This window comes from Microbulbifer maximicatervae (SeqCode) (genome assembly GCF_052467695.1).
Genome location: NZ_CP174320.1, coordinates 3,599,792 through 3,624,100 on the forward strand (window position 1 = coordinate 3,599,792; position 24,309 = coordinate 3,624,100).

General features: G+C 47.0%; 22 protein-coding genes. 14 read left to right on the forward strand and 8 right to left on the reverse strand.

Annotated elements, in window-relative coordinates; genetic code table 11:
• Window positions 1-185: 185 nt before the first annotated feature.
• The 6 genes from ACJJI8_RS15885 to gad all read left to right on the forward strand — a co-directional run bounded on the left by ACJJI8_RS15885 (window position 186) and on the right by gad (window position 5,945).
• The gene (locus ACJJI8_RS15885; RefSeq protein ID WP_413665485.1) at window positions 186-650 is read left to right on the forward strand and encodes a netrin-like domain-containing protein; all 465 of its coding nucleotides are present in this window, start codon (window positions 186-188) and stop codon (window positions 648-650) included.
• 309 nt (window positions 651-959) lie between these two features.
• Window positions 960-1,526 (forward strand): hypothetical protein, encoded by a 567-nt coding sequence (locus tag ACJJI8_RS15890; RefSeq protein WP_444897586.1) that lies wholly within the window; start codon window positions 960-962, stop codon window positions 1,524-1,526.
• 81 nt (window positions 1,527-1,607) lie between these two features.
• Window positions 1,608-1,976, forward strand: a complete 369-nt coding sequence (locus tag ACJJI8_RS15895; protein ID WP_413665487.1) for a SpoIIAA family protein — start codon at window positions 1,608-1,610, stop codon at window positions 1,974-1,976.
• Between the two features lie 36 nt (window positions 1,977-2,012).
• Complete coding sequence (locus ACJJI8_RS15900) at window positions 2,013-2,816, forward strand: class I SAM-dependent methyltransferase (RefSeq protein ID WP_444932964.1); 804 nt, start codon at window positions 2,013-2,015, stop codon at window positions 2,814-2,816.
• A gap of 220 nt (window positions 2,817-3,036) precedes the next feature.
• Window positions 3,037-4,557: an amino acid permease gene (locus tag ACJJI8_RS15905; RefSeq protein ID WP_444905540.1), complete on the forward strand. Its 1,521-nt coding sequence runs from the start codon at window positions 3,037-3,039 to the stop codon at window positions 4,555-4,557.
• Between the two features lie 14 nt (window positions 4,558-4,571).
• The gene (gene gad / locus ACJJI8_RS15910; RefSeq protein ID WP_444932965.1) at window positions 4,572-5,945 is read left to right on the forward strand and encodes a glutamate decarboxylase; all 1,374 of its coding nucleotides are present in this window, start codon (window positions 4,572-4,574) and stop codon (window positions 5,943-5,945) included.
• Window positions 5,946-5,998: 53 nt separating this feature from the next.
• On the opposite strand, the gene ACJJI8_RS15915 is transcribed toward gad, so the two are convergent.
• Both ACJJI8_RS15915 and ACJJI8_RS15920 read right to left on the reverse strand, forming a co-directional pair.
• Complete coding sequence (locus tag ACJJI8_RS15915) at window positions 5,999-7,567, reverse strand: multicopper oxidase family protein (RefSeq protein WP_444932966.1); 1,569 nt, start codon at window positions 7,565-7,567, stop codon at window positions 5,999-6,001.
• A gap of 129 nt (window positions 7,568-7,696) precedes the next feature.
• Window positions 7,697-8,383 carry an alpha/beta fold hydrolase gene (locus tag ACJJI8_RS15920; RefSeq protein ID WP_444905537.1) on the reverse strand — a complete coding sequence of 229 codons (687 nt, stop codon included), beginning with the start codon at window positions 8,381-8,383 and terminating at the stop codon, window positions 7,697-7,699.
• 798 nt (window positions 8,384-9,181) lie between these two features.
• Between ACJJI8_RS15920 and ACJJI8_RS15925 the strand changes: the two genes are divergently transcribed.
• Complete coding sequence (locus ACJJI8_RS15925; RefSeq protein WP_444932967.1) at window positions 9,182-10,984, forward strand: aconitate hydratase; 1,803 nt, start codon at window positions 9,182-9,184, stop codon at window positions 10,982-10,984.
• 302 nt (window positions 10,985-11,286) lie between these two features.
• Here the strand turns inward: ACJJI8_RS15925 and ACJJI8_RS15930 are convergent, their stop codons facing one another.
• Window positions 11,287-12,300: an ELM1/GtrOC1 family putative glycosyltransferase gene (locus ACJJI8_RS15930; protein WP_444932968.1), complete on the reverse strand. Its 1,014-nt coding sequence runs from the start codon at window positions 12,298-12,300 to the stop codon at window positions 11,287-11,289.
• Between the two features lie 648 nt (window positions 12,301-12,948).
• On the opposite strand from ACJJI8_RS15930, the gene ACJJI8_RS15935 reads away from it, so the two are divergent.
• A complete protein-coding gene (locus ACJJI8_RS15935) occupies window positions 12,949-13,698 on the forward strand; it encodes a sporulation protein (RefSeq protein WP_444932969.1) in 750 nt (249 codons plus the stop codon).
• Window positions 13,699-13,994: 296 nt separating this feature from the next.
• Here the strand turns inward: ACJJI8_RS15935 and ACJJI8_RS15940 are convergent, their stop codons facing one another.
• Entirely contained in the window at window positions 13,995-14,354 is a 360-nt protein-coding gene (locus ACJJI8_RS15940; RefSeq protein ID WP_444913539.1) for a winged helix-turn-helix transcriptional regulator, read from the reverse strand.
• A gap of 110 nt (window positions 14,355-14,464) precedes the next feature.
• Between ACJJI8_RS15940 and ACJJI8_RS15945 the strand changes: the two genes are divergently transcribed.
• A complete protein-coding gene (locus ACJJI8_RS15945; protein ID WP_444894122.1) occupies window positions 14,465-14,875 on the forward strand; it encodes a GFA family protein in 411 nt (136 codons plus the stop codon).
• Between the two features lie 413 nt (window positions 14,876-15,288).
• On the opposite strand, the gene ACJJI8_RS15950 is transcribed toward ACJJI8_RS15945, so the two are convergent.
• The gene (locus ACJJI8_RS15950; protein ID WP_444927584.1) at window positions 15,289-15,618 is read right to left on the reverse strand and encodes a winged helix-turn-helix transcriptional regulator; all 330 of its coding nucleotides are present in this window, start codon (window positions 15,616-15,618) and stop codon (window positions 15,289-15,291) included.
• An 87-nt stretch (window positions 15,619-15,705) separates the two neighbouring features.
• Here ACJJI8_RS15950 and ACJJI8_RS15955 point away from each other — a divergent pair, with 87 nt between their 5' ends.
• On the forward strand, window positions 15,706-16,005 hold the full coding sequence (locus tag ACJJI8_RS15955) for a YciI family protein (protein WP_444905530.1): 300 nt from the start codon (window positions 15,706-15,708) through the stop codon (window positions 16,003-16,005).
• Window positions 16,006-16,386: 381 nt separating this feature from the next.
• On the forward strand, window positions 16,387-16,680 hold the full coding sequence (locus tag ACJJI8_RS15960) for a YciI family protein (protein WP_444897576.1): 294 nt from the start codon (window positions 16,387-16,389) through the stop codon (window positions 16,678-16,680).
• Between the two features lie 54 nt (window positions 16,681-16,734).
• On the opposite strand, the gene ACJJI8_RS15965 is transcribed toward ACJJI8_RS15960, so the two are convergent.
• The gene (locus tag ACJJI8_RS15965; protein ID WP_444932970.1) at window positions 16,735-17,469 is read right to left on the reverse strand and encodes an SDR family oxidoreductase; all 735 of its coding nucleotides are present in this window, start codon (window positions 17,467-17,469) and stop codon (window positions 16,735-16,737) included.
• Between the two features lie 108 nt (window positions 17,470-17,577).
• Between ACJJI8_RS15965 and ACJJI8_RS15970 the strand changes: the two genes are divergently transcribed.
• Window positions 17,578-18,180, forward strand: coding sequence for a TetR/AcrR family transcriptional regulator (locus tag ACJJI8_RS15970; protein WP_444932971.1), 603 nt, complete (start codon window positions 17,578-17,580; stop codon window positions 18,178-18,180).
• A gap of 49 nt (window positions 18,181-18,229) precedes the next feature.
• On the opposite strand, the gene ACJJI8_RS15975 is transcribed toward ACJJI8_RS15970, so the two are convergent.
• Window positions 18,230-18,778: a DUF934 domain-containing protein gene (locus ACJJI8_RS15975; protein WP_444897573.1), complete on the reverse strand. Its 549-nt coding sequence runs from the start codon at window positions 18,776-18,778 to the stop codon at window positions 18,230-18,232.
• Window positions 18,762-20,423: a nitrite/sulfite reductase gene (locus tag ACJJI8_RS15980; protein WP_444905527.1), complete on the reverse strand. Its 1,662-nt coding sequence runs from the start codon at window positions 20,421-20,423 to the stop codon at window positions 18,762-18,764. Before ACJJI8_RS15980 ends, ACJJI8_RS15975 begins: the two co-directional genes overlap by 17 nt.
• 1,691 nt (window positions 20,424-22,114) lie before the next feature.
• On the opposite strand from ACJJI8_RS15980, the gene ACJJI8_RS15985 reads away from it, so the two are divergent.
• Window positions 22,115-23,110 (forward strand): ATP-binding protein, encoded by a 996-nt coding sequence (locus ACJJI8_RS15985; RefSeq protein WP_444932972.1) that lies wholly within the window; start codon window positions 22,115-22,117, stop codon window positions 23,108-23,110.
• 15 nt (window positions 23,111-23,125) lie between these two features.
• Window positions 23,126-24,307: a vWA domain-containing protein gene (locus ACJJI8_RS15990; protein WP_444932973.1), complete on the forward strand. Its 1,182-nt coding sequence runs from the start codon at window positions 23,126-23,128 to the stop codon at window positions 24,305-24,307.
• Window positions 24,308-24,309: the final 2 nt, after the last annotated feature.

Consider the following 24,309-nt stretch of genomic DNA (forward strand, 5'->3'; position numbering starts at 1 on the left):
AGCTATCAGGGCTGCTCATTGAGCAGCCCGCTTGGTTATCCACTGTATTGGTTTTCACGCTAGAGGAATTTCTGCCAAATTTCCTCACCTCTTAGCTATCCTTCAGACTCTGTAAAAAAGAGTAAGCCGATCCTAATTACTTGTGCTATGTCTACTGCGATAAGAGCATAAGTAAGGAGAGGGTTGTGACGCAAAAAATATCCTGTGAGACATTTTCCAAAATCGTGAGTGTTATTTTATATCTCCTAGTGAGTAGCACGGCGCATGCGACTGAGGACATAGCTTCGGCATCTACTGCTCATTTGGAATTACGTTTTGCCCAAGCTGAGGTTGTGGCGCAAGTAGAAATTATTGATGTTCACAGGGATGTGGATAGCGCACTGTCTGAGGAGGGAATTACAGCCATATCAGGCTATATCTACTCTGCCGTTCCCAGCCAGGTTTGGAAGGGGCCAATGGGTGGAGAGATCACCTTCCGCCTGGGATTTGAATCCTGCGATTTAAAGCTGGAGCAAGGTGAAAACTATCTGATTTTTGCGAATTTGGATAGCTACGGAAGGTTACACCTGAGGAGTTGTGAGGCGGTTATTGCTGAGTCAGACGCCACCGCGATACTTGCCCAACTTAATAAGTTTATTAAACAGGGCTAAGAAGTTGCTTTCTTGCAGACCTGTTAGAACTATCAGTTGTAACTGGTTCTTTCTTTACAGCAATCCAACCTGCTACGAAGTGGCTCTCCCCCTTGAAGAACCCCAAAGGAGGGTTATTCTTATCAGTATTGGCGCGACCTTCTTTTACAGGCGCTGCATCTCATTAAGTTGCGCACCGTTGTAAACAGGCTGGAGTGTCAGGGTTTGGGATTGTTATCGAGAAAGTACACCGACCAGCACTGTGTAACCGGCTCGATTTTAATGATTAATGTCTTCTTTTGAGTTTGCCTGGGGTCGAGAGGTCCAGATATGAAGAAGTTACTGATTCCCCTGATCATTTTATTACTGATCATCGGTTATTTTATGTCGCGCAGCGGCGAGCATAAGGCTAAAGAAGCCTATAACTCGATGGAGCAGGAGCAGAAGAGTGAACAGATGAGGGGATCCTCTACCCCCTCTAGTGGAGGAAGTAGCGGTGGCTCAATGGCCCCAGCAGATACCTCGGATTCCCCTGATGGTATGGGTAATCCCGATTCCCAAATGCCCCAGGACTCTGACTCAACCGATCCCGCTCCTCCGGGGTCTTCAGATAACGGGAGCTCACCTGACGCTACTATGTCTGGGTCCGACAATATGGGTGCAGATGGCAACATGAGCCCGGATGCTAATGATTCTAGCGCCATGCCAGACGCGAGCAATAACTCGGGCGGCGACCTAAATCAGCAAGCGGATAAGGTCGTAGATGATGCTACGAAGGAAGCCAATGATGCTGTAGAGGGAGCGACTAACGATATGGATGCCTCTGCCGATGGCACTGAAACAGATACAGAGGCAGATACCGGTCAGGATGAGGGAATGGAAAGTAATGATAACTGACCAATAGTAATGACTCAGCTACATCGAGCTAAGCGAAAAGCAGGGCCGCACAGAAGTGTGGCCCTGCCGCATTCTCAAAATATGATTGAGCATATCTGGCATCAGGGTGATCGAATACTTGAGGTTAGACCAGTTGGGAAGTTAACCGTTGAGGACTTCCAGTTGCTAGCCGCGCAAGTTGATCCGATCATCAGTAAGCGGGGACGTATAGAAGGGTTGCTAGTCAATGCGGGAGATTTTGCTGGCTGGGAGAGCTTCGTCGCAATGATCTCTCATTTTCGCTTTATTCGAGAGCATCAACGACATATCCGCCGGATAGCCGTGGTTACCGATAATCCTATCCTCCGCTTTATGCCCAACCTTGCCTGTCACTTCATCAGTGCTGAGGTGCGTCCCTTTCCCGAAGAGGAGTCCGCTCAAGCTCTGGAATGGTTACAAAAACCGGGTTAGCATCGCCTCCCTTTTTCAATGTTACCTGGAGGGCAGGTGAGTCCATCGTTGGCTATTGTCGCTGCGGCGCCAGAATATGTTTCCGCAGCGGAAGAACTATCCGCTCAGTTAGATTACCCCCTCCTTGGAGCTATTTCTCCTGCTGATGTGGTCGACTTTCCCCAAGTGTTGTGTCTCGGAGAGCAACTGCAGGTATGTGCGACCGGGCGCAAAGCAGCCGGGCCAGTATGGGTGGATTTTGTTGCTGGAACACTTGCTCATCGCCGCAAGTATGGCGGCGGTAAAGCTCAACCGGTAGCAAAAGCTGTTGGTTTGCGTTCTGGCTTCCACCCCAAAGTCCTCGATGCCACCGCTGGTTTGGGTAGAGATGCCTTTGTTCTGGCGGCGCTGGGATGTGAGGTGCAGATGCTGGAGCGCAACCCGGTTGTTTTCCAATTGCTGAAAGATGGAATACGCCGGCTGCGACAGGCGTCTATCGGGGATGCTGAGTTGGCTGCAATTTCTGAGCGAATGAGCTTGGTGGATTGCTGTACGGCGGCGTCAGAGTGGCTCGCGCTGCAATCGGAGGAATCCATCCCTGTTATTTATCTGGATCCAATGTTCCCTGCGCGGGGGAAAGCTGCCAAGGTCAAAAAGGAAATGGCTGCCTTCCATCATTTGGTTGGGACTGATGAGGATGCGGATAGCTTATTGAGCCCTGCCTTGGCGGCCTGCTACTACCGCACAGTAGTTAAGCGCCCTAAGCTTGCCCCCTATTTGGCTGATATGAAGCCCAACCTTTCCTTGGAGGGGAAATCCGGACGCTTCGATATCTACACCAAACATGGGGTTCCAGGCTAACTGCCACATACCACTGCCCTAGCCGATTTCTCCTTGGGTGAAAGATGGTGTGGGCACCGACTTGCTATGAATTCTATGTTTCCATAAGTCCGTTGCTAAAAGGGCGGCTTATGCCTTGGTAGCGGCACCTCTGTTATCCCATCTATCCCGCAGGCTCCCACGATAGGCTTTGCTTCTTTGTACTGCCGCAAAAATATTGCACTCCAGGGAGGTCCCATCAGTGCGACCAAAAGGGAGCAGTGCATCGAGCACCCCGGATATTGCCAACAGAAAGATGTTTTCTGTGGCTGCTCTCGGGCTCCTAACTGCCGCAACGGTCGTTACCAGCTTGCGTACCCTGCCGATGATGGCGCAAGAAGAACTGACGATGTTTTTCTATATCGGCTTTGCGGCATTGTTGTTCTTGATTCCTGCAGGGCTCGTGTCGGCAGAACTTGGCAGCGCCTTTTCAGAGCGCACTGGGGGTGTCTATACCTGGGTTGGTGAGGCCTTCACCCCGAAGGTGGGTTTTGTCGCTATATGGTTGCAATGGATCGAGTGCATTGTTTGGTATCCCACAGAGTTGGGTTTTGCCGCAGCGGCGGTGGCTTATGCGGTGGGCGATAATACCATCGCCCAGAATACCTACTATATCGGTGGGTTTTGCATCCTTGCCTATTTGCTAGCGACCCTGATTGCTCTTACTGGAACCCGCTTTCTGGTAAAAGTGGCACAGTTTGGATTTCTGGTGGGTATCGTATTTCCCTGTTTGATTTTGATTATCCTGGCTGTTTGGTGGGTGGTGAGTGGTAATCCTATTGGCTGGGAGACCTTGACCGACCCGGAAGTAGCAGTGCGTCGGGATGGTTATGATCACCCGCGCTGGTTTCCCCATATTAACGGTTTGGGGGCTATTGCTTTTCTCGGGGGTATTTTACTTGCCTTTGCTGGGGTGGAAGCACAGGCCACGCATGTGTCGGAACTACGTGATACCCGTCGAGGATATCCAGCTGTAATCGCCATCGCCGCCGTTATTTCCATCCTGGTGTTCACTCTCGGCGCACTCTCTATTGCTGCAATTTTGCCCTATAAAGAGATATCTGTAGAAACTGGCTTATTTACAGCTTACGAAAGAGCTTTTGGGCAGCTACTTGGGGTTCAATGGCCCGTGCAAGCACTTTCCTGGCTAATTGGCTATGGTGCACTAAGTGGTGCCTTGGCATGGTTGGCTGGCCCCAGTCGAGGGCTACTGGCTACGGCCCAGGATGGGATGTTGCCGCCCTGGTTTCAGCGAGAAAACCGGGTGGGTGTACAAAAAAATATTCTCCTCGCACAGTTTGTAGTGGTAGCGGCAATCTCGTCCATTTATATTTTAATGGATAATGTATCTACAGCTTTTGTTTTGATTTCAGTGATGGCTATTAGCTTATATATCATTATGTACATAATGATGTTTGCTGCGGTTATTCGGTTACGGATCACGCAACCAGACTTACCCAGAAGTTTTCGTATCCCCGGAGGGCTGCCAGGGGTTTGTATTGTTGCTGGAATAGGCTTAATTTCCGTTGTTTTTGCCTTGGTAGTTTCATTTTTCCCGCCAGAACAGCTCACGATAAAAAATCCTGTAACTTATGTTGCTCTCAACCTGGCTGGAATTGCTATAGCGATCACCGTTCCCTTGTTAATTTTCTATTTTCACAATCCCTCCTGGCGGGGGGAGGGTGGCCATCAACAGCAGTCATTTTCTGATATTGATGAGTGAGCCGGAGGTAGGTAGTGAAAGAGCAATCTCCATTTGATAGGTTCTTTGACGAATACAATGAAGATATTCCAGAAAAGCACTTTCCCCGGTGTAGTATTTCAGCAGAGGCTGCCGAGGCTATCGTAACCAGTGAAACCTGGGCTGACGCAAAGCCTGCGATGAACTTATCTTCGTTTGTCACAACTTTTACTGAGTCAGAAGCATTTGAGGTCGCCAAGAAACATTATCTGAAGAACTATATTGATCACGACATGTATCCTCAGCTGTTTGCGATGGAAGCGCGAATGGTTCGCTGGTTACACAACCTCTGGAATGGACCTGAGGGAGTAGAGCCATACGGCGCAGCGACCATAGGCTCGTCAGAGGCCTGCATGTTGGCTGGTTTGGCGCACAAGTGGAATTGGCGTAAGAAGAGGCAGCAAGCCGGCAAAGACGGCTCAAAACCTAACCTGGTTACCGGAGCCAATGTGCAGATCGTTTGGGAAAAATTTATGCGCTACTTTGATGTGGAGCCGCGCATAGCACCGTTAAAGCCTGGTCATTACCGCTTTACCAGTGAACATCTGGATGAATTGGTCGATGAGAATACCATCGCTGTTGTCGCTATCGCCGGGCAAACCTTTACCGGTGAGGATGATGCATTTAGGGCGATTCAAAACTGGTTGGATAAGTATGAAGAGAGAACAGGAAACGATATCCCTATGCATATTGATGGGGCGTCGGGAGGATTTGTTAATCCATTTCTCTATCCGAATTACAAATGGGATTTTCGTTTGCCAAGAGTGAAATCTATCAATGCCTCCGGGCACAAGTTTGGCTTGGTGCCGCCGGGATTGGGGTGGATAATTTTTCGTGAAAGAGCAGTTTTTGATGAAGACTTGATGTTCTATGTTAATTACCTGGGTGGGGAGATGCCTACAGCCACATTGAACTTTAGCCGAAATGCATCGCCGGTTGCCTACCAGTATTACAACTTTATACGTCTAGGCTATGAGGGTTACAGGCAGATTATGCAGCACACCTTGGAGAATGCGCAGACTCTTCGTCAACTTCTGGTGGCCAGTGGGTACTTTGAAATAATGAATAAAACCCAGAGAATCCCGGTTGTTGCCATGACCCTGAATAAAAAATATAAGAATTTTAATGAATATGATATATCCAATAAAGTACGTGAACGGGGATGGGTTCTTTCTGCCTATTCGATGCCGCCAAACGCTCAGTCTGTAAACTCTCTGAGAATTGTTGTTCGCCCTCATCTCAATCAGAATGCAATCAGTGGCCTTGCAAAGGATATTATCCATGCTTGCGATTGGTTGAGTAAGCATTGTGGTAATGCAACTCCGCCCAAGTTACATGACCCGCAAAAAGTGGCCCCCAGTAAGTGTTAATTCTTACGGGACTTTAACGATCCTTGCATTCAATGACTGGATAGATAAGTGGGCTATTTTGGAATCTCAGAGGCATCTTTGACAACTCTAACATGCTGCATCATGCCCCCATCCTCATGATAAAGTAAGTGGCAATGCAGAGGATACTTTCCGGTAAAATCCTTGAAACGAGTACGGAATTTGACATGTCCATGGGGCGGTACTTGAAAGGTGTCGCACCAAAACGGTAGTTTGAGTGTGTGGTGCATGGGATCTTCTCCAGCCACCTCGATAACATAATACGGATTAACATGTATATGGATTGGGTGTGGGAATTCACTCTCATTAACCAAGGTCCACTCCTCTACTGCATCAAGCTCTACGTAATGATTAACCACTTCACATCCTTCGAATGGTGAATGATCAATACTGACATTCAGCCCGCGATAATATTTTTGGGGGTCATCAAGCGTGTTGGCCTGGAAAGTGAGTCGACGTGTATTGGTGATCTCATCATCTGTAATAGGTTTCAGTAAGTCCACTTTAAAACTGCTGGGAAAGGGTGGGGGTGCACATCGGGCGGGTGGTTTGCTGGGAGCATAGATTGCCGTTCCGATTTCCTCTCCCTGGGCAATAGCGATAACAAAAAGAGGACTGTTGTTATGGTACTTATAATGCGGCATTTGTTGGAACTCAATCGCATTATTGTAAATGTAAAAATGAGCTCCCGGAGTGGCGGCTTCACTGACTTTTAAGAAAAGGGAGGCTCGATTAGCGGGGCCCAGGCTTACTCCGTCTTGTAGGCGGTAGTCATCAGTAGGGTTTCCATCAAACCCGTAGATGTACATTTGCGCGAACCAAGGGCAATCGATATCTATCGATGTCCTTGTGGTAGCATTGAGAAGTCTCAGATTGAGAAGCTCACCCACCGTTGCATGAATGATAGGGCAGTATTGTCCGTTAACGGTAATACAGTATTCACTATCTGGGAACTTAGCGACCTGGTGTTGATCCTCTACTTTTCCGTGCTCATCTACGGCAATATTCTGGAAGACAAGAATATGTTCCTTAACTCCCATTGCCTCAAGTTCATTGTCAAATTCATCCCTTACGATTAGGGCACCTGCCATCCCGCTGCCGACTTGTATAGCGACAGAGCCGTGCTTATGGGGGTGATACCAGTAGAGTCCTGGGGGTTGGTCCTTGGGAATGTCGTATTCGTAGGTATAACTTTCCCCTGGTTTGATCTTCATGCAGACATTGTCGGCCGGAGATTCTGGGGAGACGTGGAGCCCGTGAGTATGTAAGTTGTAGGTATTGAACTCATGGGGGAAGTTTATTGTAGCGGGTGTATTGAGGGGGTCTTCCTCTGGCAGCAGGTTGTTTGTCTGGATAGTAAGGTGGCTATCAGCGCGAATTTCAATGGTAGGGCCTGTCAGTGTGAAACCTGCTTCTTGAGTGATTGATGATGAAAATACACGGGTCCAGGTTGGTGTGTCATGGGTTTTGTAAAAACTGAAAATGTTATTCTTTTCGTACTGTACATCAAGTTTAAGTTCTAGTTTTCTATTTTCTTTATCCATTGAGTAAGCGGGTGGATTTTTTATGGGTTCTAGAAAGGAAATATGCTCTCTATTGCTCACTGTTAACTCCGAGGATTTTGTGGGAAGCAAGATTGGTAAGGGGTATTTTATGAACGAATATCAGTTTAGATTCTAAGGCTGGATTATTTGTGGATTTGCTCGCCATATGATTGTTAATTGATAGGCAAGTTAGGGTAGCAATAATCCTTCTGCAAAATTCATAATAATTCTCGCGACTTTGTTGGGGTGTGCCTGAGCAATAAAGTGCCCACCTGGAATATCAATGACATTAAGGTTGATGTATATCGCAGATATATCGATGACAGCTTTTTTACTTACAAGTCGATCTCTATCCGGGCGGATATAGACGGCAGGGATTTCCAATTTTTGGGATGGTTTGGAGATAGAGGCGATATTATGAAGCCTTTGCTTTAGTTTGCCTCTGTTGGTATTTAGTAGGGCGTTATAGGTGCTGTCAATGAGTATGTCACTGCCTTTGCCATTGAAACCAAAGAAATTTAGTGTGATTTTGGTTAAAGATGGGCAGTCTATAAGCGAGATTGGAGCTAGTTGTGTCGCCTTGGATAGCAGCGAAGGAGAGCTTATAAAGCTAGCTATAAAGGTAATGCCTAAAATTTTCTCGGGAGCTAAAAGGGATAGCTCATATGCAACTCTTCCTGAATAGGATTCAGCAATAATGTAAGTCTTCTCATTGAGATAGCTCTTGGCGATTGATTGAGCTTGAGCCAGGTAACTATCCCCTGGGAGCTTGGAAAGGCAGATAGTTTCGGTTGTCCATTGTTTTGGCAGTGCCTTAATCAAACCTGAAAACAGTGTTCCTGTTCCATCAAGTCCTGGTAGAAGTAAAACTTTCAATTCCGAATATCCTGTTGGAATTTCCTATTAATTGAATATTAACATGCTTATGTTGAGTATTTCTCTATATATGACATTCAGCCAGGGTAATTCTTCTTGATGTTTGTACGGGACAACCAATCTGGTAGTGCCAAAAGGTGAAGTTTTCTATCGTATGAGGCGGTTTGAGTTGCTGTGAAAGCTGTTGGGTGTACATGTTTTAAATAGAAATAGTTTCTTTGATTTGGGCTTCTAAATATATTTAATTATTCTAATGGATATTTATTTATACTAATACGTTATTTCTAGTTATGTCGATAACGAAAACAGAATTGCTAGGCCAATAAGTTGTCCAGGTAGGTAAGTATTAGTGTTCGATAGTGTAACTTAATGACAGGCCTAAACGTAACTAGAAAGTTAATTGAAAGTCATTTGGTCAAGGGGAATATGGCTCCCCAAAGTGTTATCGAGCTTAAAATTGACCAAGGGAGCCTCTGAATAACTCCGTAATGCCTCTGCGGGTCTTGAAGGCTGCAGATGTTAGGCGCAGCTCGCCGCGAATGGCCGTAGCCCTTGGCAAGAGCTGCAACGCAGCAGCTGTGGCCTTCAAGGCCCGCCCTTCGGGGCTTGCAGAGCGATTCACACTCCGCGTTGCGACTTCTTGAAAGGTCTAGACATTCCTGCGAAGCCGCGCCTTGATTGTGAACCGCTCTGCATGCCAGAGGTATCATGGAGTTATTCAGAGGCTCCCAAGTCCTCAGTGAGGATGCCACCGGCACGTTAGTGATGTAGGAGCTTGAAGCTTTGGGGGCGAGGCAGGTGAAAGCAGAAATCTGTGCTCAGTATGTGGATCACAATGTATTGAGGGCAGACCATAAGAATGGTGATGACCATGTGTTCCTGCAAAGTTCCTGTCGAAACTACGGGATATGGTACTCGCGACCAGGAAATAGTATTAGTCATCCTGTCCATATGGCTTGTTTTGGTATCCCCGGTAAAACCCTTTTGGGTGGGGATAGCCACTCATGTGCTGCGGGCTCGTTAGGTATGTTAGGAATAGGAGCCGGAGGAATTGAGGTTGCGCTTGCAATGATGGGATTTCCGCTTTCTCTGGTAATGCCAACTATTTTGGGGGTGCGTTTAGAGGGGGAGCTACAGCCATGGGTAAGCGCTAAAGATGTTATTTTGGAGCTTGTACGTAGATATACATTGAGAGGTTGCTGGAACAAGATTGTTGAATATCACGGCCCTGGATTGGCAAACCTTACAGCAATGGATCGTCACGTAATCGCCAATATGGGGCAGGAAATGGGGGCCGTAACAAGTGTCTTTCCTGCTGATGATCAAGTGAGGCTTTTCTTGCGGCAGCAGTCGCGCGAGAACGACTTTGTCGAGTTGCTTGCCGATAAGGATGCAACCTATGATGAGGTTGCAACTTTAGACCTATCGAAAATTGAACCGATGATCGCTTGCCCCTCGCGGCCGGATAAGGTTGTTAAAGTTCGTGAAGTTGAAGGTAGGCCAGTTTCTCAGAGCTATATCGGTTCTTCGGCTAACCCTGGGTTGCGTGATTTTTCTATTCCCGCCCGGATGGTAAATGGTCTCTTTGTACCGCACGAGGTTTCTTTAGATATTAATCCCGCGTCGCGCCAACTACTTCATGAGCTGACTCATAATGGTGACCTTGAAAAACTGCTTGGTGCAGGGGCTTACTTGCATGAAACCGGCTGTGGTGGCTGTATCGGTATGGGGCAAGCCCCAGATAGCGGGCACAATAGTCTTAGAACTGTGCCGAGAAATTTCCCTGGGCGTTCGGGAACTAGAGAAGATAGCGTCTATTTATGCAGCCCAGAGACTGCGACGGCCAGCGCCCTGAAAGGAAAAATAACTGACCCCAGAAATTTAGACATGGATTATCCGGTATTTGAAGAGCCTGAACATCTAATGGATATGCGATCACTATTGGAGCCACCGCAGGAAATACCAGTGAAAGTTGAGGTGAGAAAGGGCCCCAACATCAAGCCTTTGCCAGTTCTGGAAAAAATGTTAAGTGTGATCGAAGGCCCAGCTCTTTTAAAGCTGGAGGATAATGTCTCAACCGATGATATTATTCCCGGAGGTGCGGATGCTTTGCCTTATTGGTCAAATGTCCCAGAGTTAAGCCGCTTTGCTTTTTCAAATGTAGATGAATCTTTTTATCAGCGGGCTTTGAGCACCAAGGAGGATATATTTCTTATTGCCGGCAACAGTTTAGGTCATGGGTCGAGCCGGGAGCATGCCTCAATTACACTGCGATACTTGGGAGTGCGCTGCGTCATAGCCAAAAGTGTAGCTGGACTCTATCGCAAGAATCTTATTGACCACGGAATTCTCATTTTAACATTTTGTAATCCAAGCGATTTTGACGCCTTTAGTAAAGATGATCAACTTCAATTTTATGATCTTTCAAGCTGTACAGGGGGTAACAAGATACTAGAGCTGAGAAATGTGACTAAAGGTATTAAGATTTGGTTGGAAAATGACCTTTCTCAAGAAGAAATTGAAATAATTAAATTTGGAGGCCGCATCAACTATATTAAGGGGTTGTTGAGAAGGTCTCTGGAAGATATGGGCTCATTTTAACAGTGTGCAGGGTGGTGTGGGGTTGGCTCTCCACGCAAAATACTTGCTTGTATTTTTTAGAACGGTATTTTTAATTGTGAGTTGGCAGTTGATGTATAGATTAAAATTTAGGTTGGCTTTTGATGAAGTTCTACTCGCTTGGTGAGGCTAGAGAGAATATTATTTTCTGCTAGTAGTTTTTGCTACTGCAATTGACTAGTTTGAATATATAGGGTCTCTTGCTGTTAAAAATTTTTATGTCAATAGATCTTTGTGTTGAAATCTCTGTCGTTATGATGGTCAATTTGAGGGGTTGAGATCGCTCACCTACCATTGCTACTGATGTTAAGCGCAGAGATAATTTCATCGTATCTTGCTTTAGAATGGTATCCATAATCTAAGTTGAAATCTTTTGATAGAGAATCATTAAAGGTCTTGGCCAGTTCGAAAATCTCCATTCTCTTTATATAAGTTTCACTGTAAAGTTTATTAATGAGAGTTTTGTGGGCTCCGTAGATTTTATTCTCTTGGGGGACTAAAGTATATATAGGTTTAGATAGGGCAAGGGCCTCAGAAATCATTGATGAACTGTCTTCGGTTATAAAGACAGCTTCACTTGCACCGAGTATTTCTTCGAGGCTGGCATTGGGGGCCTCATAATCTAGCAAGTTGAAGCATGTATCAAATGGCATGTTGCTTTCAATTAGCTCAGCCACATATTTAGGGGTTCTTCTTGAGGTGCTAATTAGCCATGAAATATTTTGATAGATCGCTATTTTTTTTAGCTCTTCTATCAAGTCTATATAATCCTTTCGTGTGTATTTATAGCCGCTTCCATTGCCTCCGATAAGTAAAGTATAAAAGGGTTTGTGGTGTTTCTTCTTTAAGTTGTCGCCCAATGCTTTGCATAAATTTACATCTATGCGGCTAAATGGAAGGTATTGCCTAGATTTCTTAATATCCTCTTTGGTAGATAGGGTTAGAGAGAAGTCGGTTTTCCTGAAGCTGTAAATATTTCCTATGGCAATATTCATGCATTGTGTTTTTTTGGTTAGTGCAACGTTCGCAGCAACGCTATTTCCACCAAAGGAAATAATTAGATCTGGTTTTCTTTTGAAGGAGGGGTTTCGGTGAAAGAGCATGATAAATTTGTGTGTGTTTCTGGCGAGATGCCTAGTCAATAGTCTTATTGGTTTGTTTAGGGCCTTTAAAGCTGGTTTACTGGTGGTGATTTCATAAGAGTAATTGCCCTTGGAGTAGCGGGACAGCAGTTGATATAGCCCCAGCGAAGGACTGAGATGGCCCGGTTTTCCATCGTAAATAATTAAAATGTGCATAACCTTGCTTAATGGTTTGAGAAATGTTTCTAGGGGATTTTAAGTGAATAGGAGTACCCTAAATTGATTATTCTCAATTTTCTGTAGATGGAGTTTCTATACGTAGTTGTTGAGATTGAGCACCTCAATCTGAAGGCTTAAGCCCACAGGCAACCTTTGGTTTGTTATCGACTTCTGGTGCTACGGATAATGGTCTCGCCCTTGCAGCATGATGTAGGTATGAGAGGGTGTGATTTTGAAATTATCACTGATCATATTTTTACTTCTTCGGTATAAATAGGACTCAGATACTATGGTACTGCTGGAATTTCCTTAACAACAGTTAGGATTTTGCCGATATTCCAACGAAAAATGACACATTTAGAAAAGTAAGTGGCCTTATTCAAGCATTAAATTTTTTACTGTTGGGGAGAAATATGTAATAAAAATATCTATTTTTAACCCGGCAAACTCTCCCTGAGTCTGGTAGGGGTAGGTATGGGTGTTATCAATTATTTATGTGGAAGTTCCAGATATAAATGAACTTATTGGGTCTGGTATTACCTAAATTGGATTTATGTTAATGTTGGACTCTATTTATTGGGCTAAGAAATAGGTTAAAGTTCATATTTTAAGGCTAGGTTGTTTGGTTAGGTGAGTACCCCAAGTATGTCTATGTTTCAAAAACTCAAAGCGTCAATAGGTATTGGTGCAGCTAAAGTTGATACAGTTCTACAAAACTCTGAGCAAGTTCAGGGTGGAATCATTGAAGGGGCTATCCATATCATTGGTGGTGATATCGACCAGCAGGTGGATGCTATAAGTTTAAAGCTCTGCACCGAGATCAAGGTGGAGACTGATGAAGGGGTAAGCCATGAGCGTTTTGTACTGAATGAATTACAGGTACAGGACCCTTTCACTATCGACGCTGGAGAGAGCCGGGAAGTTCCTTTTCAGTTGGCGTTACATGAAGAGACGCCAGTTACTGTTTTAAACACCCGTAAAAATAAAAGCTATGTATGGCTGGAAACCTCCTTGGATATTGATTTTGCGCTGGATCCGAAAGACAGGGATCCCTTGCGGATAAGACCTTTACCTGTTGTAGAGAAGGTACTTTCCATGATCGAGGAAAGTGGCTTTAAAATGGTAAAAGCGGATGTTGAAAAGGGGCATTTGCGTGGAAGCAATTTTGTCTCCCGGTCTGGTTGCTACCAGGAGATAGAGTTTAAGAGTAGTGGCTTATTGACTTCAAAAGAGATTGAACTCTCTTTTATCGTTGAAGGTGAGCAGGTGCACTGTTTGGCAGAAGTTGATCGAAGATTTGGCCTGCGGGGCGATGAATATCATTCGTTTTCATTAGCGCATGATGCGAGTGATAATGAGGTTGTCGCAGCGGTTCAGTCTATTTTGTCTCTATAGTTGAGCTGATCCATAGAGTCTGGCGGCACTGAGCTGCCGGGCCCTTAGGGGCAAAAGTGTTCAAGTAAAATAGTACACTCTTAGTATCAACTGCCGCCAGGTTCGTTAGTGATTCAGGAGGGTTTCTTAATGAGATTGGGGGGGGAGCATAACAGGCAGAGTCAATATCATAAGCTTCTGGCCATTTATAGAGAGCAATTACAAAGTAAAAATGCATAACAGTTGCTGTTATCGCTAAATTTTCAGCTTAGCTCGGTCCTGTGGAATTGTTGCGCTTCTGGCCCCGAATCAAAGGGTTAGGTTTCCATAAACCACTTCGGGGGAATCCATGAGCCTTCAAAATATGTATTTCCCCATTTGGCGATTGCCTGAAGAATCGGTAAAACATCCTTGCCTTTCTGTGTTAGCAGGTACTTATATCGCTTAGGCTTTGATTGATATTGTTCCCTCACCAACATTCCCTCTGCTTCTAGCATTTTTAATCTTTCTGCGAGTCTATTGGTTGGTATTTTCTCTGGTGAGTCAGCTAGCTCGCTATAGGTCTCTTTACCACACAGTAAGTCTCTTAGAATAACTAATGTCCATTTATCGCCGAATACGTCCAGTCCGTTCACGATAGGGCATCCGGAACGCATAAATTGATTATCAGGGCTCATGCTCACACTCTTACTGCCAGAAAATGAAATACTAGCCTAGCTACTTGCGAAATTGAAGTTATTGATTTAGGCTAAGGTTACTTCAACTTCGTAAGTAACAGGAGAAATTTATGTCCAAAATATCTGGAGAATGCCTGTGCGGTTATATTAGTTATTCTTGCTCCGAAGAGCCGGTAATGGCGGGTCATTGCCAATGTACAGATTGTCAGAAAATTAGTGGGGCTGGACACATCGCTAACATTGCTATTCCTCGCGGAAGCTTAACCATTAGTGGCGATCTTGCATTTCATGAGAAGCAGACAGATAGCGGCAATACAGTAAGGAGAGGTTTTTGCCCTCGCTGCGGTTCGCATATTTATGCGGAAAATAGCGGTATGCCGCAGTTTGAATTTATCCGCGCTGGAAGTCTTCATGACCTGGAGCAATTCAACCCGACAATGGTGGTATATGCTGGTAGTGGTGCATCTTGGGACTATATGGACCCGGAATTACAAAAATTTGAAAAAATGCCAGAAATGTGACCTTAACAATCAAAAGTAGGGGATGCAGCGCATAGCTGTTTTTGGGCTAAGGAAACTTCTGAAAATCACATTTCTCTCAATTTATCTCCCTGCAATCCCCATGACTCGCTACTTACGGGCACAAAAAGGTAACTCATAAGAGTGCCCTTAAGAGCAGTGGTTTGTTGACTTCTAAAGAGATTGAACCCTCCTTTACCCTTGATGGTGAGCAGGTGCATTGTTTGGCAGAATTATTCGTAGATTTGATTTGCGCGGCGATAAATATTATTCGTTTTCGCTAGCGCATGATGCGAGTGATAATGAGACTGCCCCATCGGTTTAGTCCATTTTTTCGCGATTGTTGACCTGCCTCCAAGAACCCAGCGGCATCTAGGCTGCAAGGCTCTTGGGTTTTGGCTTTTACAGAGTGTCTATTAGGCCTTGAGGGATTCCTCCCAGTTATTAGCCCATTCCCTCAGTGGATCAAGGGTTTCCATTAACGAAACTCCCAGATCTGTCAGTTGATATCCGTTCGTACACTTATTAATCAATTTAGCTTCACTCAACTGTTTGATTCTTGTATTTAGTACCGAAGGGGACATGGCATCACACTGGGCTTGGAGTTCCCTGAAGCTCCGGGGTGTGTTCCTCAGTTCCCACAGTATTCTCATATTCCATTTTCGCCCGAGCAGATCGAATACAGCCATAATGGCTATGCCGCTAGTCGAGCCTCTGACAGTTTTTTTCGGTAGAGGAGTTGCCATAGTTCTTGCGCTTCTAAATTAGTAGCGTTACAGTTGCTACGAAATCAGTAGCAATTTTATGGTATTTTTAGAGAAGAGGGAATGGGTATGTTTTTAGTGGATATGCATTTTAAGGATATGAAAAAGCTAACCCCAGAACTGACTGCGGAGCATAGGCTTTATCTGGAAGGAGAGTACAAGTCTGGAAGTTTGCTCTTTGGAGGAAGGAAAAACCCCAGGACTGGAGGGGTTATTGTTTCTCGCCACAACAGTGAAGAAGCATTGCGGAGAGTGCTTGATGAGGACCCTTTTATAAAAAGTGGAGTGGCAGTTTATTCGCTAACCGAATTTGAGCCTGTTATGGCCTCTGAACAGTTTTTACACCTTCTAAAGATGAGTTCGCATTAACAGTCTAAAGAGTGAGCTCAAAGAGGGAGTGCCATCGCATTAATCCCCAAATGTTTTGAGGGGAGTTTGGTATGTGGCTTTGAGGGGGATACCATAGCCTGGAAGGCAGATGAAGCTCTTCAGGCCACATGTAACTTGATTAATCTGAAGTATCGTCTATTTAGCACTTTTGCCTAAAGAAAGGTACGTGATGGCACCATTAAATTAAATGATGCCCGATCATCAATCTCCGATGGTTTCCATTTAAACTACTGCTTGGGGATTATCCTCTACCGCCAAGATGAAAAGATTAGCTATCTATTAGTTTGGTGGAGGTTATTTCTGCAAGCTTAAAGTGGTGTAAAGAGTTGATATATAGCCCCTAAGGAGGGGGGAGACGTTATGTTTTTAGTGAACTTGAATTTCCCGGATATTAAAAAACTGACCCCAGAGTTAATGGCGGAGCATGTGAGCTACCTGGAGGGACACTATAAATCGGGAGACCTGCTTTTTGGGGGAGCGAAAGAGCCTAGAACTGGCGCGATAATTATTTCACGTCATCCCTCTGAGGAAGTGCTGCGAAAGGTTCTGGAAGAAGACCCTTTCACAAAACATGGGGCGTCGACTTTTACGATCACTGAGTTTGTACCCGTTATGGCTTCAGAGGAATTTTCCAGCCTCTTGAAAGAACCCTAGATCGGGTTCCTTCGAGGCTTGTGTTACTTCTTACTCAGACAATCTTCGGCCGTGTTATTCGCTAAGGTCTGCGGTGATCACCGAATCAGAGAAGCTCTGATAAGCGGCTTCAAAAGTCTGCGACATGGCATCCGGGAAGAGGTGAAAATCCCCATTTTCTAGCGCGCCAACAATTTCCTCAGCCACTGCACCGGGGGATTCTCCGTCCTCCAGCCCAGCCTGTTTGGCCATATCTGTTTTGATGGGGCCGGGGTGAACACTCAATACTTGTACGCCTCGCTCCTGAAGCGTTTCTCGAAGTGCCTGGGTAATTGCGTAGCTGGCGGCTTTGGATGCGGAATAGGTGCTAACGTGTGGGAAGGTACGCAAGGATACTACCGAATTCATTTGTACCAGGGCGCCTTTGCTCTTTTCCAAATGCGGGGTGAATGCTTTGGCTACACGGACAAGCCCAAAGGTATTCACTTCCAGTTCCTGCTTAAGAGAGTCCTCTACATGGTCGCTAAGCGGGTCTGCGGGCGCAAGTACCCCGGCATTGTTCACCAGAATATCCAATTCCTGAATCGCCTTTGCCGCCGCCCCTACACTTTGGGCATTTGCCACATCGAGTTTCAATGTGATTACTTTGTCGCCATATTTTTCTGTCAGCTCCGTCGTTGTCTCCGGGTTGCGAACGGCTAGATAGACTTTTTTTGCGCCACCGTCGAGAAAGCGCTCAACAATTGCCTTGCCAATTCCGCGATTCGCTCCAGTTACAAGGGCAGTTTTTCCTTCGATTGAAATGCTCAATTCTGTTCTCCTGTGAAGGGTTGATCAATATTGTACCGATCGGTAAGGTTTGAGCTAAGTCTTACCGATCGGTACAATATTGTCAAAACAATTTTTGGGAGATTGCCAATGGCGGGTCGCAAGCCGGAGTTTGATAAGGCGCATGCGCTGGAATCAGCAACGAAAGTCTTTTGGAAAAAGGGCTATGTGGGCGCCTCAATGGCCGACCTGACCAAGGCTATGGGGATTAATAAGCCAAGTCTGTATTCTTCTTTTGGCAATAAAGAGAAACTGTTTGTTCTTTCATTGGGGCAGTACCTGGATAGATATGCCAAAGATCGTATGCAGTTCCTGACGGAAGAGGGAGTGCCGTTGCGGCAGCGATTGCATAGTTATTTGCTGGCTACCGTTAAAGGACAGGGCGGGGAGGGAACCCCGAGGGGTTGTTATCTGGCGTTTGGATTATCGGAAACTGCCGGTGATGCTTTGCCTTCTGATGCCATTGACGCTTTAAAAGCTGCTGACGCAGAAGCGGTAAAGCAACTGGTTGACTTGTTTCGTTTTGATAAAGAGTCCCAGGCTATAGGGCTGGATCGGCGTGCCGAGGAGTGCGCTATGTACCTGATTACCTTGTTGCATGGCACAGCATCGGTATTGCGATCCGGGCGGGAACTCAAGGAGGTGGAACCCTCTTTGGAGTTTGCACTTAATGGATTGGGGTTGGAGGCGTGATGGAAGTGGAAATTTAGACCTCTGAGTATTCAGAGGTCTAAATTGAGCTTTAGAAGCGGCGACGGAACATGGGCAGCGGTTGGTCTACCCCTGTTTGGTAGCTATCGCCAAAATCGCTCATCGAGTCTTTAAGGCTTGCCAGAGGCTGCTCGCCTTCAAATGCGTAGGCATTGAAGCCGCAGCGTTGTAAATAGGTCAGCTGGTCTCGCATAAACCCGCCTACTGCGCGTAACTCTCCGGTAAAGCTGTAGCGCTCGCGCAGCATACGGCCTGCGGTAAAGCCTCGACCGTCGGCAAATGCCGGGAAGTGCACGGCAATTACCGGCAATTTGGGAGCTTCTTCCGCAATTTGCTCGGCACCTTCTTCACTGTCCAGCCAAACACCGACTTCGTCACTGCGGGATGACAGCGCATCGCGATGCGCCAGCCACTGTCGCAGTGGCAGGATAATTTTGCCGGAGGGCAGGGTGCTTGGGTCCAACTCCTCTCCCGCTTCCAGTTGGGGTACCAGCTGCCATTCGTTGGTCTTTACTTCACCATCGATGATCAGTTCTGCGGGGTTGCCCGGCTGTGGGCCCAGTTTAGCTGGCTTTGGCATAAACTCTCTCCTTGAAGGGCTGAAGGCCGATGCGGTTGTAGGTGTCGATAAAGGGCTCTTCCGTTTGGCGTTGCTCGACATAGAGGTCGAGGATTTTGCTGATCACGTCTGGCACTTCAGCGCGGGAGAAACTGGGGCCCAATACCTTGGCCAGGCTGGCCTCGTTGGATGCACTGCCGCCCAGCTGAATCTGGTAGAACTCTTCCCCTTTTTTGTCGACGCCGAGGATGCCGATATGTCCCACGTGGTGGTGGCCACAGGCATTCATACAGCCAGATATATTGAGGTTGAGATCACCCAGGTCGTACAGGTAGTCCATATCGTCAAAGCGACGCTGGATGGCTTCGGCTACCGGGATGGACTTGGCATTGGCAAGTGAGCAGTAGTCACCGCCGGGGCAGCAAATCATATCGGTCAGGGTGCCGATATTCGGTGTGGCGAAACCGTGCTTGCGGGCCTGTTGCCAGAGTTCAAACAGTTTGTCCTGTTCGACGTCTGCGAGTACCACATTCTGGTCGTGAGTTACCCGAGCTTCACCAAAGCTAAAAGTATCGGCGAGATCGGCAATAGCCTCTAATTGGGCATCGGTTACATCACCTGGGGGGACACCAGTGGGTTTGGTGGACAACTTAATCGCGCGATAACCGGGTACCCGGTGCGGGTAGGTGTTGCGTTCAAGCCAGCGGGCAAAGGCTTTGTCGCTGTCAGCTTGTTGTTGCAGTGCAGCTTCAGCAGCTGATCCGTCAAACTCGCGATATTCCGGGGCTGTGAAGAAGGATTTAGCCCAATCCAATGCTTCCTGGGTTAACTTTTCAGCGCCGTCTTTAATATGTTGCCACTCTTCTTCCACGCGGCGGCCGAACTCTTCCGGGCCGAGGGCCTTGACCAGAATTTTAATGCGCGCTTTGTACTTGTTGTCGCGACGACCCAGCTGGTTGTAAACGCGGACAATCGCTTCAAGGTAAGAGAGCAGGTCTTCTTCCGGCAGGAAGTCGCGGATGGTCTCGGCAATAACCGGTGTGCGGCCCTGACCGCCACCTACCAATACCTGGAAGCCAATCTCTTCACCGCGCTTGACGATCTGCACACCGATATCGTGTACACGGATGGCGGCGCGGTCCTGCTCTGAACCACTGACGGCAATCTTGAACTTGCGCGGCAAGAAAGCGAATTCCGGGTGGAATGTAGACCACTGGCGAATCAGCTCGCAGTAGGGGCGGGGGTCGGCAATCTCGTCGAGCGCAATGCCGGCGTAGGGGTCCGAGGTGGTATTTCGGATACAGTTGCCGCTGGTTTGTACCGCGTGCATTTCCACTTCCGCCAGCTCATCGAGAATAGCGGGTACATCTTCCAGCTGCGGCCAGTTGTATTGGAGGTTCTGGCGCGTAGTGAAGTGGGCGTAGCCTTTATCGTAGTCGCGGCTTACGCGGGCGAGACGGCGTAACTGGGCACTGTTGAGTAGGCCGTAGGGAACGGCAATACGCAACATGGGGGCCAGTCGCTGAATATAGAGGCCATTTTGCAGGCGCAGCGGCAGGAATTGTTCCTCGCTCAACTCGCCGGCAAGGTAACGTTCCGTTTGGCCGCGGAACTGGGCTACGCGATCGTTGATGATGGCGCGGTCCCGGTCGTCGTATCGATACATAACAGCTTGATTCCATTGCCTTTGTGCGCTGATGGTGGAGAAAGGGGCAGGCCCCGGGCGATTCTCCGCTGGCGCATAACATACCAGCGCTCTTATGCAATAAATAACAATATTTTCCGCTATATCTGTAACCAATAGTTATAAGGGGTACTTTCTGTGGCGCTGGTTTGTGGTGTCGGGCGCTTAGAGGCTAACTGCCTTGTATTTGATAGTACTTTGATGGCGGGCCTATATGTTGATTATAGCGGCTTTGGTTTCCCGCTCTTTGGGTCGTGACCCCTGGATTTGTTTTGGCTACTATCGAGAAAGTTCTTGACGACGTGTAAGCTGGGGCCAGCCGGTAAGCTAACAGATGTCGCTATAGCTAACCTTTAAAGGCAATGAGATCAGCAAACGTCTCCAAGCCCAAGGGCCCTATGCAGCTGGGCATTACTTATCGGTTTGTAGTGGTGAATTAGCCGTTTGACTCTTCGTAATTAGTTCATAACTTATGTACTTTGGGCATCGATTCTGTAGCCTGCTTGGTTTCTAAAGTGGTGGGGGACGCGCATTCACTCAGGTGTTGGTGTGTAGAAATGAAAACTGTAATTTTGTGGTTGGCTGTAAAGATAATATTCACATAAGGTAGCCAATTGTCGTACGCTAACTTCGATTATTAATGATTATCTAAGAAGTCTCCTCAAGCCTTGGCGGAGGTGCTAGTGAGAATCAGATGGCTATTGCTGTATTATCGAAAGTTCTCCTTTTTTGCTACTATCTCTTGGGAATGATTCTTCACTAATTGTTCAGATTATGATGTCTGCAGGACCATTGGACCAATAAAGATAAAGGGCTTTTTAGTTATTAAGTTTGTATGACTAAATAGAAGGTTATAGCGTTATTTTCTTATCCTTTATTGTCGCAGCTCTTTGGGGGAGGTAAGGCCACCCATTAATGTGAAGTTATTATCTACTGATGTCTATGTGTCAATTGGAGGCCGCACTTTATTGCTATCTCTGGTTGATTATACCTGCGGGCAAAAGAGCTTTTCTTTAATTGAGATACGAAAATATGATGGGCTAAGAGCGCATTTTATGAACTTTTAGCTAATTCCCAGCCCAAAGCCTTTTTGTGAATTTTCGGTTGATGGTAGGAATGACGTAAATATGGCTCGATTAGGTTTTGCCTATTATGAACCACGAAAGAGAGCATAGTCTGCGTGTAATGATTCTTGGTTTGCAATTCACATGGTCGGTTTTCGCTGTAGACTTGCGCGGCCGACATCTTAGTTAGGCGTTTGCGGGTAGTGATGGTTGTGATAATGCAAAAGTGTCGCCTATAAGTTTTGGAAAAGTGTGAGATTTTTAATAGAAAAACATTTGCTGCCGTCCATCTGCTAGTGCAGATTTCATATGGTGAGAATGTAATTCTCTGTAATGGGGGTTTCTCTTGTATTCACTTCTCCGTTCAGGCTAAATCCGTCGGCTATATATTGCGTCGAATTCAACCGGTAGTTCCCGGAAGTAGGTCATGACGACTTCAGTATTTTAAGTATTATTGTCGTCGTTACTCAGGCTCTTTACCTTGGATCTGCTTTCAATTCCTCATCCCCAAAAATCTCTTGAGGGCAAAGTGTTACCCAGTTGTTAGCTATTGGAAATGTAGTGCGTGCGTGACAAAGGTTTAGAACATTAAGGATAAGTAGTTAGCGAATGACCCCCTTAGCATTAAAAAATTATCTATCACGCCTCCTTGAGGCTCGGTTGCGTCATGCGGTCATGATCTGGGGCAAGCCTGGTATTGGTAAATCATCTATCGTACTGAACCTCTGTCAAGAGAGGGGGTTGGACTTCGTCGATTTGCGACTGAGCCAGTTGATGCCAAGTGACTTACGCGGTATCCCGGTTCCCGGCAAGGGGGCCACTCATTGGTTTCCGCCGTCATTCCTTCCCACTCAAGGAGCTGGCGTTTTGTTTATGGATGAGCTAAATATGGCTCCGCCTGCACTGCAGGGTGTGGCTCAGCAGCTGATCCTTGATCGGCGAGTTGGCGATTACCAGTTACCTGAGGACTGGGTTGTTTGGGCTGCAGGAAACACAAAGAGTGATCGTGCTGCCGTATATGAGATGCCAGCTCCGCTGGCCAACCGTTTTTTGCATCTCAATGTTGCAGAGTCGCTGGATGACTTCAAGCAATACGCCTATCGCCAGCGTCTGTCTGCAGAGATTATTGGCTTTCTGTCGTTCCGCCCCGATTTGCTACACAAGCCTCATCCCAACGAACCTAACTGGCCGTCACCTCGAAGTTGGGAAATGGCCGCTAACCTGCATACCGCAGGCGTCAGTGTTGAGCCGGCAGTGGGCGCTGCAACCGCAATGGAATTCGATGCCTTTGTACAGTTAAAAAGCCAGTTGCCGGATATCGAGGCTATCTTCGCTGGAAACGGCCCGGAACAGCTCACGGTGGAACCCTCCGTTCGTTATGCCACTATATCGACGTTAGTGAGCCGTGCGGAGCAGGTGTCGCATTCAGTTAATGCTTTTAAGTGGCTGATTGATCGAGTCGGAGAGGAGTGGGTCCACCTCTATGCAAGCGACCTGTTCCCACGCTTGCGAGAGACAGGCCAGTATCAGGAATTTGCACGCGACATAATACAGGATGACAACGCAAGTCGTTTCCTGCGTGACTTTGTTGCCCTGGCATCCTGATTTTGCAGGCGCTTTATGAGTAATGCGGTAAGTCTTGAGAAGGGCTGGGCACGATTTATTTTGGCTTTGCAGCGAGAATTTCCGTTCTTCGCTGTGCTGGCGATGTTCGCGCGTTTGCAGTTCGATAATGAAGTAGAGATTTCGAAAATTGACGGTCGCGCACTGCGGGTGTCGCCACAGTTTTTTCTTGGTATGGAAGAGCACGAGCGTCACGGCTACCTGCTACATCAGGTGCTACATCTAGCCTTGGGCCACCCCCATCGCGGCACCGGTCGAGACCCGTTGCTTTGGAATATGGCTGCGGATATCGTCGTCAACAACATCCTTACTGAAGAAACATCCTGGCCAGTGCCGCCCACGACGGCGTGGGATGGGCGTTTTGCAGGGTATTCTGTTGAGCGGGTATATGCCCGTTTATTAAAAGATCGTCCTAAGGATGGCGGGCAGGGGGGGGATGGCGTTGGGGACGACCCTATTGCCAATTATGCTCGAGTTCTGGTCCAGAGATACCGCTGCCATGACGATTTTAGTCCTCAGTCTGGCAGCCAAGCCACGGCTGAGCAGGCCTACTGGCAGGGGGCTTTGGTCAAGGCGCGACAGCTACCCCAAAATAGTAAATCTGCGGGCACTAAATCCAGCTCCCTAAAGCGTGAAACAGAAATTGTTATCGGTGGTCAGTTGGATTGGCGTTCGTTGCTGTGGAAGTACGCCACACCTGCAGCGAATGATTATGAGGAATTTGATCGCCGTTTTTTACACCGTTCCTTGTATCTGGAGCATCTACAGTCCGAGGATTTACCGGTAGAGGTGGTGGTGGATACTAGCGGTTCCATCTGCGGTCGTACTTTGTCGCGCTTCTTGGAGGAGCTATTTGCTGTTCACCAGTGCCACCCCAATACCCGTATTAATTTTTATTACGCGGATGTTGCACTACACGGCCCCTACGGAATACCACAGGACCTGTCCGATTTTCCGGTACCTATTGGGGCTGGCGGGACAAGTTTCACCACGTATTTTTCGGATTTGGAAAAGCGTGACTCGCTATTGGAACAGCCGGTGGCCGTCCTCTACTTCAGTGATGGTTTTGGTACTTTCCCAAATACCTCCCCCTCAATACCAGTGCTGTGGTTGCTAACCGAAGATGGCCAGGAAGATGAGCAAATTCCCTTCGGAACTGTTGTAAGAATTAAGGTATAGAT

What these genes read in the sequence shown, in the direction of transcription:
- ACJJI8_RS15890 (WP_444897586.1), top strand. Translation starts at nt 960, where the DNA reads ATGAAGAAGTTACTGATTCCCCTGATCATTTTATTACTGATCATCGGT.
- ACJJI8_RS15895 (WP_413665487.1), top strand. Translation starts at nt 1,608, where the DNA reads ATGATTGAGCATATCTGGCATCAGGGTGATCGAATACTTGAGGTTAGA.
- ACJJI8_RS15930 (WP_444932968.1), bottom strand. Translation starts at nt 12,300, where the DNA reads ATGCACATTTTAATTATTTACGATGGAAAACCGGGCCATCTCAGTCCT.
- ACJJI8_RS15935 (WP_444932969.1), top strand. Translation starts at nt 12,949, where the DNA reads ATGTCTATGTTTCAAAAACTCAAAGCGTCAATAGGTATTGGTGCAGCT.
- ACJJI8_RS15940 (WP_444913539.1), bottom strand. Translation starts at nt 14,354, where the DNA reads ATGAGCCCTGATAATCAATTTATGCGTTCCGGATGCCCTATCGTGAAC.
- ACJJI8_RS15945 (WP_444894122.1), top strand. Translation starts at nt 14,465, where the DNA reads ATGTCCAAAATATCTGGAGAATGCCTGTGCGGTTATATTAGTTATTCT.
- ACJJI8_RS15950 (WP_444927584.1), bottom strand. Translation starts at nt 15,618, where the DNA reads ATGGCAACTCCTCTACCGAAAAAAACTGTCAGAGGCTCGACTAGCGGC.
- ACJJI8_RS15955 (WP_444905530.1), top strand. Translation starts at nt 15,706, where the DNA reads ATGTTTTTAGTGGATATGCATTTTAAGGATATGAAAAAGCTAACCCCA.
- ACJJI8_RS15960 (WP_444897576.1), top strand. Translation starts at nt 16,387, where the DNA reads ATGTTTTTAGTGAACTTGAATTTCCCGGATATTAAAAAACTGACCCCA.
- ACJJI8_RS15970 (WP_444932971.1), top strand. Translation starts at nt 17,578, where the DNA reads ATGGCGGGTCGCAAGCCGGAGTTTGATAAGGCGCATGCGCTGGAATCA.
- ACJJI8_RS15975 (WP_444897573.1), bottom strand. Translation starts at nt 18,778, where the DNA reads ATGCCAAAGCCAGCTAAACTGGGCCCACAGCCGGGCAACCCCGCAGAA.
- ACJJI8_RS15980 (WP_444905527.1), bottom strand. Translation starts at nt 20,423, where the DNA reads ATGTATCGATACGACGACCGGGACCGCGCCATCATCAACGATCGCGTA.
- ACJJI8_RS15985 (WP_444932972.1), top strand. Translation starts at nt 22,115, where the DNA reads ATGACCCCCTTAGCATTAAAAAATTATCTATCACGCCTCCTTGAGGCT.
- ACJJI8_RS15990 (WP_444932973.1), top strand. Translation starts at nt 23,126, where the DNA reads ATGAGTAATGCGGTAAGTCTTGAGAAGGGCTGGGCACGATTTATTTTG.